The organism is Kitasatospora sp. NPDC087861, from assembly GCF_044742585.1.
GTDB lineage: Bacteria > Actinomycetota > Actinomycetes > Streptomycetales > Streptomycetaceae > Kitasatospora.
Genome location: NZ_JBIUUS010000008.1, coordinates 249041 through 262701, shown reverse-complemented (window position 1 = coordinate 262701; position 13661 = coordinate 249041). Strand labels below are relative to the sequence as shown.

General features: G+C 72.8%; 11 protein-coding genes and 1 pseudogene. 6 read left to right on the top strand and 6 right to left on the bottom strand.

The features are described 5' to 3' along the window. Positions 1-99: 99 nt before the first annotated feature. The gene (gene ltrA, locus ACIOJE_RS14885; RefSeq protein WP_400776419.1) at positions 100-1419 is read left to right on the top strand and encodes a group II intron reverse transcriptase/maturase; all 1320 of its coding nucleotides are present in this window, start codon (positions 100-102) and stop codon (positions 1417-1419) included. A gap of 115 nt (positions 1420-1534) precedes the next feature. Here the strand turns inward: ltrA and ACIOJE_RS14880 are convergent. Together ACIOJE_RS14880 and ACIOJE_RS14875 are read right to left on the bottom strand one after the other, a co-directional pair. After that, positions 1535-2429: pseudogene (locus tag ACIOJE_RS14880) on the bottom strand (tyrosine-type recombinase/integrase); the annotation flags it as partial. A gap of 28 nt (positions 2430-2457) precedes the next feature. After that, positions 2458-3393 carry a pseudouridine synthase gene (locus ACIOJE_RS14875; protein ID WP_280686288.1) on the bottom strand — a complete coding sequence of 312 codons (936 nt, stop codon included), beginning with the start codon at positions 3391-3393 and terminating at the stop codon, positions 2458-2460. A gap of 165 nt (positions 3394-3558) precedes the next feature. Between ACIOJE_RS14875 and ACIOJE_RS14870 the strand changes: the two genes are divergently transcribed. From ACIOJE_RS14870 to ACIOJE_RS14860, 3 genes are all read left to right on the top strand, one after another. Continuing rightward, on the top strand, positions 3559-4647 hold the full coding sequence (locus ACIOJE_RS14870; RefSeq protein WP_280686287.1) for a PP2C family protein-serine/threonine phosphatase: 1089 nt from the start codon (positions 3559-3561) through the stop codon (positions 4645-4647). A gap of 124 nt (positions 4648-4771) precedes the next feature. After that, the gene (locus ACIOJE_RS14865) at positions 4772-5161 is read left to right on the top strand and encodes a DUF3224 domain-containing protein (RefSeq protein ID WP_400776416.1); all 390 of its coding nucleotides are present in this window, start codon (positions 4772-4774) and stop codon (positions 5159-5161) included. A gap of 141 nt (positions 5162-5302) precedes the next feature. Beyond that, complete coding sequence (locus ACIOJE_RS14860) at positions 5303-6259, top strand: DUF5995 family protein (protein ID WP_400776414.1); 957 nt, start codon at positions 5303-5305, stop codon at positions 6257-6259. Here ACIOJE_RS14860 and ACIOJE_RS14855 read toward each other — a convergent pair. After that, positions 6220-7659, bottom strand: a complete 1440-nt coding sequence (locus ACIOJE_RS14855) for a GuaB1 family IMP dehydrogenase-related protein (protein ID WP_400776412.1) — start codon at positions 7657-7659, stop codon at positions 6220-6222. The two genes, ACIOJE_RS14860 and ACIOJE_RS14855, sit on opposite strands and share 40 nt — an antisense overlap. 278 nt (positions 7660-7937) lie before the next feature. On the opposite strand from ACIOJE_RS14855, the gene ACIOJE_RS14850 reads away from it, so the two are divergent. Next, the gene (locus tag ACIOJE_RS14850) at positions 7938-9446 is read left to right on the top strand and encodes an SDR family NAD(P)-dependent oxidoreductase (protein ID WP_400776410.1); all 1509 of its coding nucleotides are present in this window, start codon (positions 7938-7940) and stop codon (positions 9444-9446) included. Positions 9447-9475: 29 nt separating this feature from the next. Next, entirely contained in the window at positions 9476-9928 is a 453-nt protein-coding gene (locus ACIOJE_RS14845; RefSeq protein ID WP_400776407.1) for an NUDIX hydrolase, read from the top strand. Positions 9929-9971: 43 nt separating this feature from the next. Here ACIOJE_RS14845 and ACIOJE_RS14840 read toward each other — a convergent pair whose 3' ends face one another. From ACIOJE_RS14840 to ACIOJE_RS14830, 3 genes are read right to left on the bottom strand one after another with little or no spacing between them, the layout of a single operon-like run. Next, positions 9972-12206, bottom strand: coding sequence for an FtsX-like permease family protein (locus tag ACIOJE_RS14840; RefSeq protein WP_400776405.1), 2235 nt, complete (start codon positions 12204-12206; stop codon positions 9972-9974). Continuing rightward, positions 12203-12889, bottom strand: a complete 687-nt coding sequence (locus ACIOJE_RS14835; RefSeq protein WP_400776403.1) for an ABC transporter ATP-binding protein — start codon at positions 12887-12889, stop codon at positions 12203-12205. Before ACIOJE_RS14835 ends, ACIOJE_RS14840 begins: the two co-directional genes overlap by 4 nt. Continuing rightward, complete coding sequence (locus ACIOJE_RS14830) at positions 12886-13410, bottom strand: PadR family transcriptional regulator (RefSeq protein ID WP_400776400.1); 525 nt, start codon at positions 13408-13410, stop codon at positions 12886-12888. The genes ACIOJE_RS14835 and ACIOJE_RS14830 overlap by 4 nt, the downstream gene beginning before the upstream one ends. Between the last annotated feature and the right edge of the window lie 251 nt (positions 13411-13661).

The following is a 13661-nucleotide window of genomic DNA, read 5'->3' as shown; positions in this document are numbered from 1 at the left end:
CCGGTGCCTGGAGACGGGCACGCCGGGTGCGGGAGGCGGTCCGGGAAAACCCACTGGTGGCAACACCAGCAGGGCGTCCCGGGCCGACCTCACAACTTCGTGTGTGACCCGGCGACGCTGATCGTGGCGTTCGACCGGGTCGCGGGGAACCAGGGCGCGCGCACGCCGGGTATCGACGGCCTTACGGTCGCCGACGTCGCGGAGCAGGTGGGCGTGCCCGGGTTCCTGGACGACCTGCGGGCCGGTCTCAAGGACGGCTCGTTCCGACCGCTGCCGGTGCGGGAACGCCAGATCCCGAAACCGGGCGGGTCCGGGAAGGTCCGCAAACTCGGGATTCCGACGATCGCGGACCGGGTCGTCCAGGCGGCGCTGAAACTGGTGCTGGAGCCGATCTTCGAGGCGGAGTTCCTGCCGTGCTCGTACGGTTTCCGGCCCAAGCGGCGTGCCCAGGACGCGATCGCTGAGATCCACCACTTCGGCACCCGCGGCTACCGCTGGGTGCTGGACGCGGACATCGAGGCGTGCTTCGACTCGATCGACCACGGGGCCCTCATGGACCAGGTGCGCCTTCGGGTGAAGGACAAACGCGTCCTGGCGCTGGTCAAAGCGTTCCTGAAAGCCGGGATCCTCACCGAACTCGGCGACTACCAGGGCACAGTGACCGGCACGCCGCAGGGCGGGATCTTGTCCCCGCTGCTGGCCAACATCGCCCTGAGCGTGCTCGACGAGCACGTGATGGCGCCGTGGAAGCCAGGCGGGGTGATGTCGACCCGCGGCAAGCGCGACTACCGGCACACCAAGGGGCGACCGACGTGGCGGCTGGTCCGCTACGCGGACGACTTCGTCGTCTTGGTGCACGGCGCGCGCGAGCACACTGAAGCGCTGCGCGAAGAGGTCGCCGTCGCGCTGGCTCCGCTCGGGTTGCGGCTGTCACTGGCCAAGACCCAAGTGGTCCACATGAGCGACGGGTTCGACTTCCTCGGCTTCCGCATCCGGTGGAAGCGCAAGAGGGGGACGAACAAGTGGTACGTCTACACCTTCATCGCGGCCCGGCCCGTCCGGACGCTGAGGGCGAAGATCCGTGCCCTGACGCACAAGACATCGCAGCAGGACTTCGCGTCGGTTCTGACCAGGCTCGGTCAGATCATGCGCGGATGGGCCAACTACTTCAAGTACGCCGTGGCCAAACGCATCTTCAGCAAGTTGGATGACTTCACCTGGTGGAGGCTGGTCCACATGCTGCGGGCGCGCCACGGCTGGAACTGGGGACAGGTCCGCCGACACCTCGCCGCCTCCGGGCGGTGGAGGATCGCGGCGGACGGGGTCGAGTACTTCCGGATCGAGGGTGTGTCGGTCTCCCGCTACACCTACCGGGGCAACAAGATCCCAACCCCGTGGCCCCCTGCGAACCCCGCCTGACGGCAGGAACCGTGGAGAGCCCGGTGCGGCGAGAGTCGCACGCCGGGTTCGGAGAGCGGTCCGGGGAAACGGACCGGGAGCAATCCCGGCACCGCGCCCCGGGCCGACTCACCAAACGGATGCGGCGGAGGGTGGCGCGGCGGAGCAGGGTGTTGAAGTGCCGGGTGAGGGTGGCTCCCTCGATCGGGGAGCCGTCGGGCCGGGTGAAGACGTAGCCGCTGTTCTTCCAGCCGATGCCCGCCGCTTCGCGTTCCTGTCGCTGCCGGGTGGCGGTGCTCTTCCAGGGAGCGCAGGCATTCGGTGGGCAGGGCGATGCGCCGTTCCGAGCTCTGTGTCTTGGTCGGCAGGGCGGTCCGGCCGCTGGAGTTGGTGCGCTGGAGGGTGCGGCGGATACTGGCGGTTCCGCCGGCCAGGTCGAGGTCTTCCCAGTGCAGGCCGAGGAGTTCGCCCTTGCGAAGCCCGGTTCGGAGGGCCAGTTCGAACAGAGCGTGCAGGCGGTGCCCCTGCATGGTGGAGAGGAAAGTGCGGGCTTCGTCGGCGGTGAGGGGTTCGAAGCGGCGGGGCCGGGGCGTGCCAGTGCGGACGTTGCGGGCGACGTTGCGCGGGATCTCTTCCTCGCGCACCGCGTGCTCCAGGGCGGACTTGAGCACGGAGTGGACGTAGGCCAAGGTCGGCGGGGAGAGGTGCTTGGGGCATCACTTCCCAACGACTCAGCACTGCGGCTGGTCGCGGGTGGTGTCGAGGCCGCGCGCGCAGCACTGGCAGGTGGTGCGGAGCTGGTTGAGCCAGGCGCGGACGTCCTTGGCGGTGAGTTTGGAGAGCTTCTTCTTGCCGAGGCCAGGGGTGAGGTAGAGCCGGGCGACGGCGGTGTAGCGGGTGTGGGTGTTGTCGCGGAGCCGGTGGACGGTGGCGGTCTCCAGCCGGTAGGTCAGGTATGCGCCGACGGCGCCGCGTTGGTTCCCGATAGTGGGAGCGGCGTCCGGTTTCGCAACTCCGGATGTGATGCCCGCGAATAGCCCGAGGGCGCTGGCCTGTACTTCACCAGGCGGTGGGGTCGGTCCAGGCGGTGAGGGTGCGGCGGGTGGCGAAGCGGCGCTCCCGGCCGGTCAGGGGGTCGGTGAACTCGATGGAGGAGGCGAGGAGTTGGAGGGGGCGGCGGAAGTCGTCCGGGGCGGGTTCGGGGAGGACCAGGGGGTAGACCGGGTCGCCGAGGATCGGGATGCCGAGGCCGCTCATGTGCAGGCGCAGTTGGTGGGTGCGGCCGGTGAGGGGCCGTAGGCGGTAGCGGGCGAGGCCGTCGCGGTGGTCGAGCAGGTCGATCCGGCTCTCGCTGTTCGGCGGCGCGTCGATCTCCCGGGCCGCGATCACCCCGCGCTCCTTGATGATGTGGCTGCGCACGGTGCGCGGCAGGTCCAGCGTCGGGTCGTGCGGGGCGATCGCCTGGTACTCCTTGCGGACCAGCCGGTCGTGGAAGAGGGTCTGGTAGGCGCCGCGGTCCTGGGGGCGGACCACGAACATGGCCAGGCCGGCGGTGAGCCGGTCGAGCCGGTGCGCGGGGCTGAGCGCGGGCAGGTCGAGGCTGTGCCGCAGCCGGGACAGCGCCGTCTCGACGACGTGCCGGCCGCGCGGGGTGGTGGCCAGGAAGTGCGGCTTGTCGACGACGACCAGGTGCTCGTCGCGGTGCAGCACCTCCAGCTCGAAGGGGACGCGGACCTCCTCGGGGAGGTCCCGGTAGAACCACAGGTGCGCGCCGGGCCGGAACGGCTCGTCCGAGGCGACCGGGCCGTGCTCGCCGACGATCTCCCGGCCGCTCAGCGCCGCGTCGATCCGCCCGGCGGACACGGTCGGCAGGCGCTCGACCAGGTAGGCGCGGACGGTCGGCCAGGGGCCCTCGGGCGGCAGCCGCAGGTGCACCGGGTCCACGCCGTGGCGCTGCGGGAGGGGGGAGGTCGGGCGGCGGCTCTTGCGTCTCATCTCCCGGCCCAGCCTAGTGCGCCTGCCCACGGCGGCTTCGCCCCAGGTGCCACCTCGGGTGCCGCCCGAGGCCGCCCGAGGTGCCACCCGAGGTGCCGCCCGCGGGGAGCGCGGAGGACAGTGGACGGTAGGTCGCCTATCCGCCGGGAGCAGCCGGGAGGACATGTGAGCGCAGACGGCCCGGACGGTGTGCCGCCACTGCACCTGCCGCGGCGTACCCGACTGCTGCTGGTCTGCGCCTTCGCGCTGATGGTCGCCGCCGTGGTGGCCGACCTGGTGACCGGGCCCGGGACGACCCTGTCCCCCGTGCTGGCGGTGGCGCCGGTGCTGGCCGGGGCGACCACCCGTACCGCCCGGGTGCCGCTGGCCGCCGGCGGCATCGCCGTGCTGGCGGTCGGGCTGCTGGAGTCGACCAACAGCGATCTGCCGAACGAGGTGCACGTCACCGCGCTGATCACGGTGCTCGCGGCGACCCTGGCCAGCGCGGCCAACGTCGTCCTGGTCGCGGCCCGGGAGCGGGAGCTCTTCCAGGTACGGACGGTGGCCGAGGCGGCTCAGCGGGCCCTGCTGCGGCCGCCGCCGGAGCGGATCGGCGGGCTGCGCACCGCCGTGCGCTATGTCGCGGCGGCGGCCGAGGCGCGCATCGGCGGGGACCTGTACGCCGTGGTGGAGAGCGGCTACGGCGTGCGGGTCCTGCTCGGCGACGTGCAGGGGCACGGGCTGCCGGCCGTGGAGACGGCGGCCGACGTCCTGGGGGTGTTCCGCGCGGCGGCCCGGACCGAGCCCGACCTCGGACGGCTGGCCGAGCGGTTGGACGAGGCGCTCGCCGCCCGCCCGGGCGAGGGGCGCTTCGCCACCGCGCTGCTGCTGACCGTGCCGCCGGGGAAAGGGCCGGTCCGCTTCGTCAACTGCGGCCACCCGGAGCCGCTGCTGCGCCGCGGCGGCCGGGTGCGCGAGCTGGCGCCGCCGTACGCCGCGCCGCCGCTCGGGTTGCTGGGGCTGACCGGCGGCGGGTATCCGACGGGTCGCTTCGAGCCGCTGTCGGGGGACCTGCTCCTCCTCTACACCGACGGGGTCACCGAGGCCCGGGACGCCCAGGGGCGGTTCTACCCGCTGGAGGAGCGGCTGCCGGGGCTGCCCGCGGCGAGTCCGGCGGACCTGCTGGACGCGCTGCTCGCGGACGTCGACGGCTGGATCGGCGACGCCGGGCTGACGGACGACGCGGCGCTGCTGGCGATCCGCTGGGAGCACTGAGCCCCCGGCGGGGCGGCGACGCCCGGGCGATTGTCAGTGCCGTATGCAAGGCTCGGTGCACGGTCGGCGGGGTACCGGTTGGCCGCGGATGGATCGTGAAACGGATCGTCGAGGGGACAGCGCCATGGGGACCAGGGCCAGCGGGGCGTTCGAGGTGACCACGTTCGAGCCGGTGGAGACGGAGCAGCGGGAGGGCGCCGGCTTCGGCCGGATCCGGCTCGCCAAGACCTTCACGGGCGGACTGTCGGGCACCAGCGAGGTGCGAATGCTCTCCGTCGCGGGGCCCTCCGGAAGCCCAGCCTCGTACGTCGCGGTGGAGCACGTGACCGGCGAGCTGGACGGACGGAAGGGCTCGTTCGTGCTCCAGCACGCGGCGTGGGACACCAGCGGCACGACCATACGCGTGGTGCCGGGCACCGGGGCGGGCGAGCTGGCCGGGCTCACCGGCGAGTTCCACCTGACCGTCCACGAGGGCGGCGCGCACACCTACGTCCTGGAGTACGAGCTGGGCTGATCACCCCGTCTCCCCCGCACGCCGCGTGCCGCACGCACCGGGCGGTCGTCCGCGCTGTCACGATGATGCGATCAGTGCACGATCGACATCGGAGGGTGGCGCATGCCCGGTACGCGGATGCCCGGTACAGCGGTGGCACCAGTGACAGCCTCGGCAACGGCCTCCGTCACGGAGGTGGTCGACCGGCTGCGGGAGATCGGGGCGGCGCTGCCCGCGACGGACGGGGTGGCGGTCTTCAACCGGCTCTACCTCACCGTCACCGAGGCCGTCCGTCACCGGCTCGGCGGCTCGTACTTCACCGATCCGGCGGCGATGGCCGAGCTGGACGCGGTGTTCGCCGGGCGCTACCTGCTGGCCGTGGCCGCCGACGCGGCCGGGCAGGAGCCCCCCGCCTGCTGGCGGCCGCTGTTCGCGCTGCGCGCCCACCCGGGTGTGCACCCGCTGCAGTTCGCCCTGGCCGGCATGAACGCCCACATCCAGCACGACCTGCCGCTCGCCGTCGTGGACACCTGCCTCCGCCGGGGCTGCGAGCCGGACGGGCTGGCGGAGGACTACCACCGGATCAACGGACTGCTGGCGGAGGTGGAGACGGCCGTCCGGGAGCAGCTGATGCCCGGCCCGGACCTGCTGGAGCGCGCCGAGCCGCTCACCCACCTGCTCGGTGCCTGGTCCGTGGAGGCCGCCCGCGAGGGGGCGTGGGCCGCCGTCCAGGCGCTCTGGGAGCTGCGCGCGGTGCCGGGCGCCGCGCGGGCCTTCGCCGCCGCGCTGGACGGCTCGGTCGGGCTGCTCAGCCACGCCCTGCTGCTCCCGCTCGGGCTGCACCCGGCGACGAACGCACTGGGCAGGGACGCACTGAGCACAGCGGACGCACCGGGCATACAGGACACACCAGACACACCGGACAAGGACGCCGCGGACAAGGACACACCGGACAGGACGGACGCCCCAGGCGAGGCGGCCACCCCGAACACACCGGCCGGCCGGCTCCCCGAGGCGAGGAACCGGCCGGCCGGTGAACGATCGACCGGCGAAGGAGCGGGCGCTCAGGCCCGGCCCGATCAGGCCCAGCTGGAGTGCAGCGGCTTGCCCTCGGCGTAGCCGGCCGCGCTCTGGACGCCCACGATCGCCTTCTCGTGGAACTCCTCCAGGGTGTTGGCGCCCGCGTAGGTGCAGGAGCTGCGCACGCCGGCCACGATCGAGTCGATCAGGTCCTCGACGCCCGGACGGGCCGCGTCGAGGAACATCCGGGAGTGCGAGATGCCCTCCTCGAACAGCGCCTTGCGGGCCCGGTCGTACGAGGAGTCCTGGGAGGTGCGGTTGCTGACGGCACGGGCCGAGGCCATGCCGAAGCTCTCCTTGTACTGGCGGCCGTCGGCGGCGGTCTGCAGGTCGCCCGGGGACTCGTAGGTGCCGGCGAACCAGGAGCCGATCATCACGTTGGAGGCGCCGGCGGCCAGCGCCATCGCGACGTCACGCGGGTGGCGGACGCCGCCGTCGGCCCACACGTGCTTGCCGAGCCGGCGCGCCTCGGCGGCGCACTCCAGCACGGCGGAGAACTGCGGGCGGCCGACGCCGGTCATCATCCGGGTGGTGCACATGGCGCCCGGGCCGACGCCGACCTTGAGGATGTCGGCGCCCGCCTCGACCAGGTCGCGGACACCGGCGGCGGAGACCACGTTGCCGGCCACGATCGGGATCTGCGGGTTCAGGCCACGCACCGCGCGCAGCGCGCTGATCATCGACTCCTGGTGGCCGTGCGCGGTGTCCACCACCAGCACGTCGGCGCCGGCCTCGATCAGGGCCGCGGCCTTGCCGGCGACATCGCCGTTGATGCCGACGGTGGCGGCGATCCGCAGCTTGCCGTCGCCGTCCACGGCCGGGGTGTACAGGGTGGCGCGCAGCGCGCCCTTGCGGGTGAGGATGCCGACCAGTCGGCCCTCGCCGTCGACCACCGGGGCGAGCTTGCGGTGCGCCTCGGTGAGCTTGTCGAAGGCGGTGCGCGGGTCGATGCCCTCGTCCAGCAGCAGCAGGTCGCGGGACATCACGTCGGCGAGGCTGGTGAAGCGGTCCACGCCCTGGCAGTCGGAGTCGGTGACCACGCCGACCGGCTTGCCGTCCTCGACGACCACGAGGGCGCCGTGCGCGCGCTTGGGCAGCAGCGACAGCGCCTCGGCGACGGTGGCGCCCGGGGCGAGGGTGATCGGGGTGTCGTGCACCAGGTGGCGCTGCTTGACCCAGGAGACGACCTCGGCGATGACCTCGGTCGGAATGTCCTGCGGGATGGCGACCAGGCCGCCGCGGCGGGCGACGGTCTCGGCCATCCGGCGGCCCGCGATGGCGGTCATGTTGGCGACGACCAGCGGGATGGTGGTGCCGGTGCCGTCGTGGGAGGAGAGGTCTACGGCCTGCCGGGAGCCCACGGCGGAACGGCTGGGGACCATGAAGACGTCGTCGTACGTGAGGTCGTACGAGGGCTTGAGGTCGTTCAGGAAGCGCATGAAGGGGGCTCTCTGGCTGGGAGAAATTACACCTCGGGTGCGGTTGCGGCTCTGCCGCCGGGCGCACTCGGGCGCCCGGCACCCAGCATTCGATTCTCCGGGACATTGGGATCAAAAGCCAGTTCGAGGCCCATTGCTGGCACTGTACACAAACCATGATCAATGCTCCGCGCGTAGACTTGGATGATCATCCAAAAGGCTCGGCTTTCGCCGTGGCCGGCGCCGCTCCCGTAGCATTCACGCGGTAACGGCGAGGCGAGCGGGAAGCGGCGACAGGCATGACGGCGGGCGTGGACATCAAGCAGGACCAGGGCGGCACGGACACCGAGGAGGAGATCGACTACGGTCCCGGCCTCGACCCCGAGCGGCTGAAGCTCTGCCTGGACGTGCTCGCCGAGCTCGACCAGCTGCACGTCGACCACCCGGACGCGATCACCGTCCGCCAGGCCGTCGGCGGCATATTCCGCACCCTCAAGCAGCGCCGCCGCCAGGAGACCCGCGCCCGCAAGACCGCGAACGACCGCGAGGTCACCGCCCGCACCGCCACCGGCGCGCCCACCCGGATCGACGACGAGACCGCCGGCGCCTTCGGCCTCACCACCATCACCACCACCGAGATCGCCGGCATCCTGGAGCGGCCGCGCTCCTGCTACACGTGCAAGGGCCGGTACGTCGAGGTCGACGCCTTCTACCACAACCTGTGCCAGGCCTGCGCGGCCAAGAACCGGGCCCGCCGCGACGCCCGGGCCGACCTCACCGGCAAGCGCGCGCTGCTCACCGGCGGCCGGGCCAAGATCGGTATGTACATCGCGCTGATGCTGCTGCGCGACGGCGCCCACACCACCATCACCACGCGCTTCCCCAACGACGCGATCCGCCGCTTCACGGCGATGCCGGACAGCGCCGACTGGATCCACCGCCTCAAGGTCATCGGCATCGACCTGCGCGACCCGGCCCAGGTCATGGCGCTCGCCGACGAGGTCGCCGCCGACGGCCCGCTGGACATCCTGATCAACAACGCCGCGCAGACCGTACGCCGCCCGCCGGAGTCCTACCGCGAGCTGATCGCCGCCGAGTCCGCGCCGCTGCCGGCCGGCGCGCTGCCGCAGGCCACCACCATCGGCCGCTTCGGCAGCGGCAGCGTCGACCTGCCCGCCCTCCCCCACCAGGCGGGCGGCGACACCCAGCGGATGGCCGCCGAGGACGTCACCTCCCTCGCGCTCGTCACCGGCTCCGCGACGCCCGCCCGGATCGAGGCCGGCACCGCGATCGACGCCGGCGGCCTGGTGCCCGACCTCGCGCCCACCAACAGCTGGGTGCAGACCGTCAACGAGGTCGGCCCGGTCGAGCTGCTGGAGGTCCAACTCTGCAACTCCACCGCGCCGTTCATCCTGATCAGCCGGCTGCGCCCGGCGATGGCCGCCTCCGCGTCCCGTCGCAAGTACGTGGTCAACGTCTCCGCCATGGAGGGCGTGTTCCAGCGCGGCTACAAGGGCGCCGGCCACCCGCACACCAACATGGCCAAGGCCGCGCTCAACATGCTCACCCGCACCAGCGCACACGAGATGTTCGAGTCCGACGGCATCCTGATGACCGCCGTCGACACCGGCTGGATCACCGACGAGCGGCCGCACCCGGACAAGATGCGCCTCGCGGACGAGGGCTTCCACGCCCCGCTCGACCTGGTCGACGGCGCGGCCCGGGTGTACGACCCGATCGTCCGCGGCGAGCTCGGCGAGGACCTGTACGGCTGCTTCCTGAAGGACTACGAGCGCTCCAACTGGTAATCCCCGATCCCCGCGAAGGAGATGGCGAAGTGACCACCGCACCGCTGCTCGGCGCCGGCATCATCGTGCCCACCGGAGACGGCCGGGTGCTGATCGGCCGGCGCACCACCGCCGGTGAGCCGCCCACCTGGAGCCTGCCCGGGGGGAAGGTCGACCCCGGCGAGTCCTTCGAGCAGACCGCGGCCCGCGAACTCGCCGAGGAGACCGGCATCGTGCTGCCCGCCGAGCGGATGCGGGTGCTCGCCCTCCTGCTCGACCACGAGCTCGGCCGTCCCCGGCTCACCGCCGCCGTGCTGGCGCCGCCGAGCCTGGCCGAGGCCGTCGTCACCGAGCCGCACGCCTGCGGCGGTTGGGAGCGCTTCCCGCTGGACGCGCTGCCCGAGCCGATGTTCTACCCGTCCGCGCTGGTGCTCGGCAGCTGGCTTCCCCGACTGTCCCCGGTCGTTCGGGCCGGGACGAACGCGTACCCCGTCGCCCCCTGAGGACGACGGGGTATACGGCGCATACGGGGCAGCCTGCGGCGGATCAGCCGTTGCGGGCGGCCTCCGGCCCGGTGATCCGTTTCAGCAGCGGCAGCGTCGAGGCGATGATGCCCAGCGAGGCGACCAGCCCGAAGGCCGTCAGCCCGTAGTACGGCGCACCCGGCGACACCAGGCCGTACTGCATCTGCGCCTTGAGGAACATCGCCGCCGCCGTGAAGCCCGTCCCGATCGCGATCGCCGACACCACCAGCAGTGGCAGCGCGCTCTCCAGCCCGATCACCCGTTGCAGCAGCCGCAGCGGCGCCCCGGTGAGCCGCAGCATCGCGAACGGGCGGCGGCGGTCGGAGAGTCCGGCCACCACGCTCACCGCGAGGCTGCACCCGGCGATCGGCAGGGTGGTCAGCAGGACCACGTTCGCGAGCTGGCGCCAGCCCTGGAGCTTCTTCTGCCCCTCGGAGCTCCAGTCCTCGGCCATCCGGGCCGCGTACCCCGGGAACCGCTCGGTGAAGAGGGTCCGCAGCTGCTCCTTGGCCGTCGTGGAGCCGTCGGTGGTCGCGTAGATCATCCGTACCGGGAGCCGGGCCACCTCATCGGCGGAGACCGACGCCGCCGGCCACTCCTTGTCCGGGTTCGCCTGCAGGTCGAGGAGCTGGTTCCGGTCGACGGCCGCAACGGCGGCCCCGGGCGCGCAGTGGCCGACCACGGGGACCTGCGCGAGCTCCGAGCAGCGCACCAGGGTGGGCACGAGCCGTGCACGGCCCAGCTGGTACGCGCCGATCCCGGCCGGGTTGTCGTGCACCAGCGCCATCCCCTCGAACCCGGGGACGGCCCGGGCCCGCGCCACCACCGCGTCGGGCACCGTCGGGAGCAGCGTCCCGCTCTCCGGGCCGCCCAACGGGGTGTCCACGACCGCCTTGCGGACCTCCGGAGCGCCGTTGAGCGCGCCCTGGTTCGCGTTGATGGTGCCCATGATGCTCAGGGTCGCGGTCGTCACGAACAGGGCCAGCACCAAGCCGGCCACCGAACGGAAGCCCGCCCTCGGGTCGTCCCCCAGTCGACGCATGGCGATCAGCGAGGCCGGACGGCTGGTCCGCCGGGCCACCCCCCGAGAGACCGCCATGGTGAGCCACGGCCCGGAGATCACCAGACCGAGCATCACCAGGACGAAGCCGGTGAGGTAGGCCGCCGACTGCCCGTTGGTGGTCGCCGGGCGGTTGCCGACGAAGTAGCCGAGCTCGCCGAGACCGGCCAGCAGCGGGGCCAGCCGCCAGGCGCTCGGCGGCTTCGGGGTGACCCGCCGGGAGACCCCGAGCGGTGAGATGGTGACCCGGCGCAGCGCGAACCGGGCGGCGAGCGCGGCCACCACCGGCACGCCCAGCGCCACCCCCGCCGCCTGCACCGGACCCAGGCTCAGGTCCCCGACGAAGAAGCGGTCGCCGGTGAAGGGCACGCCGGCCATCACCGGCCGCAGCGCGAAGTACACGCCGAAGCCGAGGACGGTACCGGCCACGGCGGCGACCGTGGACTCCACCGCCGAGATCACCGACACCTGGCCCGGCGTCGCACCCACCAGGCGCATCGCGGCGTAGCGCTGCTCACGGGTGGCGGCGGACAGCCGGGTCGCGGTGCCGATGAAGATCAGCACCGGGAAGATCAGTGCCCCGGCCACCACGGTGAGCACCAGGACCATCGCGTCGCCGTGCACGCCCGCGCCGTAGCAGTCGTTGTCGCACTCGGCGGGCAGCACGGCGGCGATGGTCGTGACGGTGGTGGCCCTCGGCAGGGCCTGGACCTCGTCCACGGTGCGGCCCACGACCACCGCCAGGGTGTCCGGGGAGGGCAACGCGTCGTCGCCGATGGTGCCGGCCGGCCGGCCCGGGAAGCGGTCGCCCAGCTCGACGGCCGGGACCTCGCTCAGCAGCTTCTCCAGGGCGGGCGAGGCGTAGTACTCGCCGGCGGCCGGCAGCCTGCCCAGGCCGGGCGGCACCGGCGAGGTGGGCCCGGTGGGGGCGACCTCGGCCAGGAAGACGCTCTTCCCCCGGAAGTAGTCCATCCGGGCGCCCCACCAGAGCGGGTCCGCCGTGGCGGCCGCGGTCGCGCCCTTGACGCCCGTGTTCATCCAGAACTGCCGCTCGTTGGCCCGGCCGATGGCATGGACACTGGCCAGTGTCGAGAGCAGCAGCCCGACGCCGATCGCGACGGCCGCCGCGATCATCAGCAGCCGGGCGACGGCCTCCCGGCCGCCGCTCACCGCCAGCCGGAGCGAGAAGCGGATCACGAGGCCACCGACCCGGTGGAGAGCGCACGGGCCTGGCCGTCGCGGACGATCGCCTCGCGGTCGGCGTAGGCGGCCACCCGCGGCTCGTGGGTGACCAGGATGACGGTGGTGCCCTGCTCGCGGGCCGAGTCGACCATCAGCTCCATCACCTGCTCGCCGGTCAGCGAGTCCAGCGCGCCGGTCGGCTCGTCCGCGAACAGCACCTGCGGACGGGCCACCAGGCCGCGGGCCAGCGCCACCCGTTGTGCCTGACCGCCGGACAGTTCGCCGGAGCGGCGCTGCTCCAGGCCGTCCAGGCCCAGCCGGGCGAACCACGGCCGGGCCTCGGCCAGCGCGGCGGCCCGGCGCACGCCGTTCAACAGCAGCGGCAGAGCGACGTTCTCCTCGGCCGTCAACTCCGGGACCAGCTGGCCGAACTGGAAGACGAAGCCGAACTTGTCCCGGCGCAGGGCGCTGCGCTGCGCCTCCGGCATCGCGTCCAGACGCCGCCCGTTGAACAGCACCTCGCCCGCGTCGGGCACCAGGATGCCGGCCAGGCAGTGCAGTAACGTCGACTTGCCCGAGCCGCTCGGGCCCATGATGGCGAGCACCTCGCCGGCCTCGACGGACAGGTTCGCCCCGCGCAGGGCGGGGGTCTCTCCGAAAGCGAGGGCGACGTCGCGGGCCTCGATCACCGCGGTCATGAGCGCACCGCCTCGGCCAGCGCGTCCAGGCGGGCGGTGGTGAGGTCGATCCAGCGCAGGTCGGCGTCCAGGTGGAACAGGCCGTGGTCGGCGAGCAGCGCGTCCACCAGGGCGCCGGTGCGGCGCAGTTCGGTGAGCTCGCGCATCCGGCGCAGGTGGGCGGCGCGCTGGGTGTCCAGGTACTCCTCGGCGTCGCGGCCCAGCATCAGGGCCAGCACGACCTTGGTGAACAGCACGCTCTGCAGGTTGGGTTCGGGCGCGACCGGGTCCTTGAGCCAGGTCTCGAACTCCGTCACCCCCACCTCGGTGATCACGTACCGCTTGCGCTCGGGCCCGTCGCCGGGCTCCGCCTCGCCCGCGACCACCTTGCCGTCCCGGGCCAGCCGGCCGAGCGTCGCGTACACCTGGCCGTACGGGAGGGGCTTGCCGCGGCCGAAGAGGGAGTCGTAGTCGCGCTTGAGGTCGTAGCCATGGCTCGGCTCCCGCTCCAGCAGCCCCAACAGGGTCAAAGGAACACTCATGGGAGAGACCATACCCCACGCGTATACTCCGAGTGTATAGCTGGCGAGAATACGGCCCCTGCCTGCGGAAACACCGTCAGAAAGGTGCGGGCGGGCAGGAGGCAGCCCCACGCTCACCCCCTGCACCGCACCACGGCCCGGCACCCCCACGGTCAACCGGGCCCGGCCGCGACCCGGCACGAGGGGGGCGGCCGGACCCAAGCCTGCCCCGGACGGGCCACGGCTGCCGAGGGCCGAACGTCCCGGGTGCG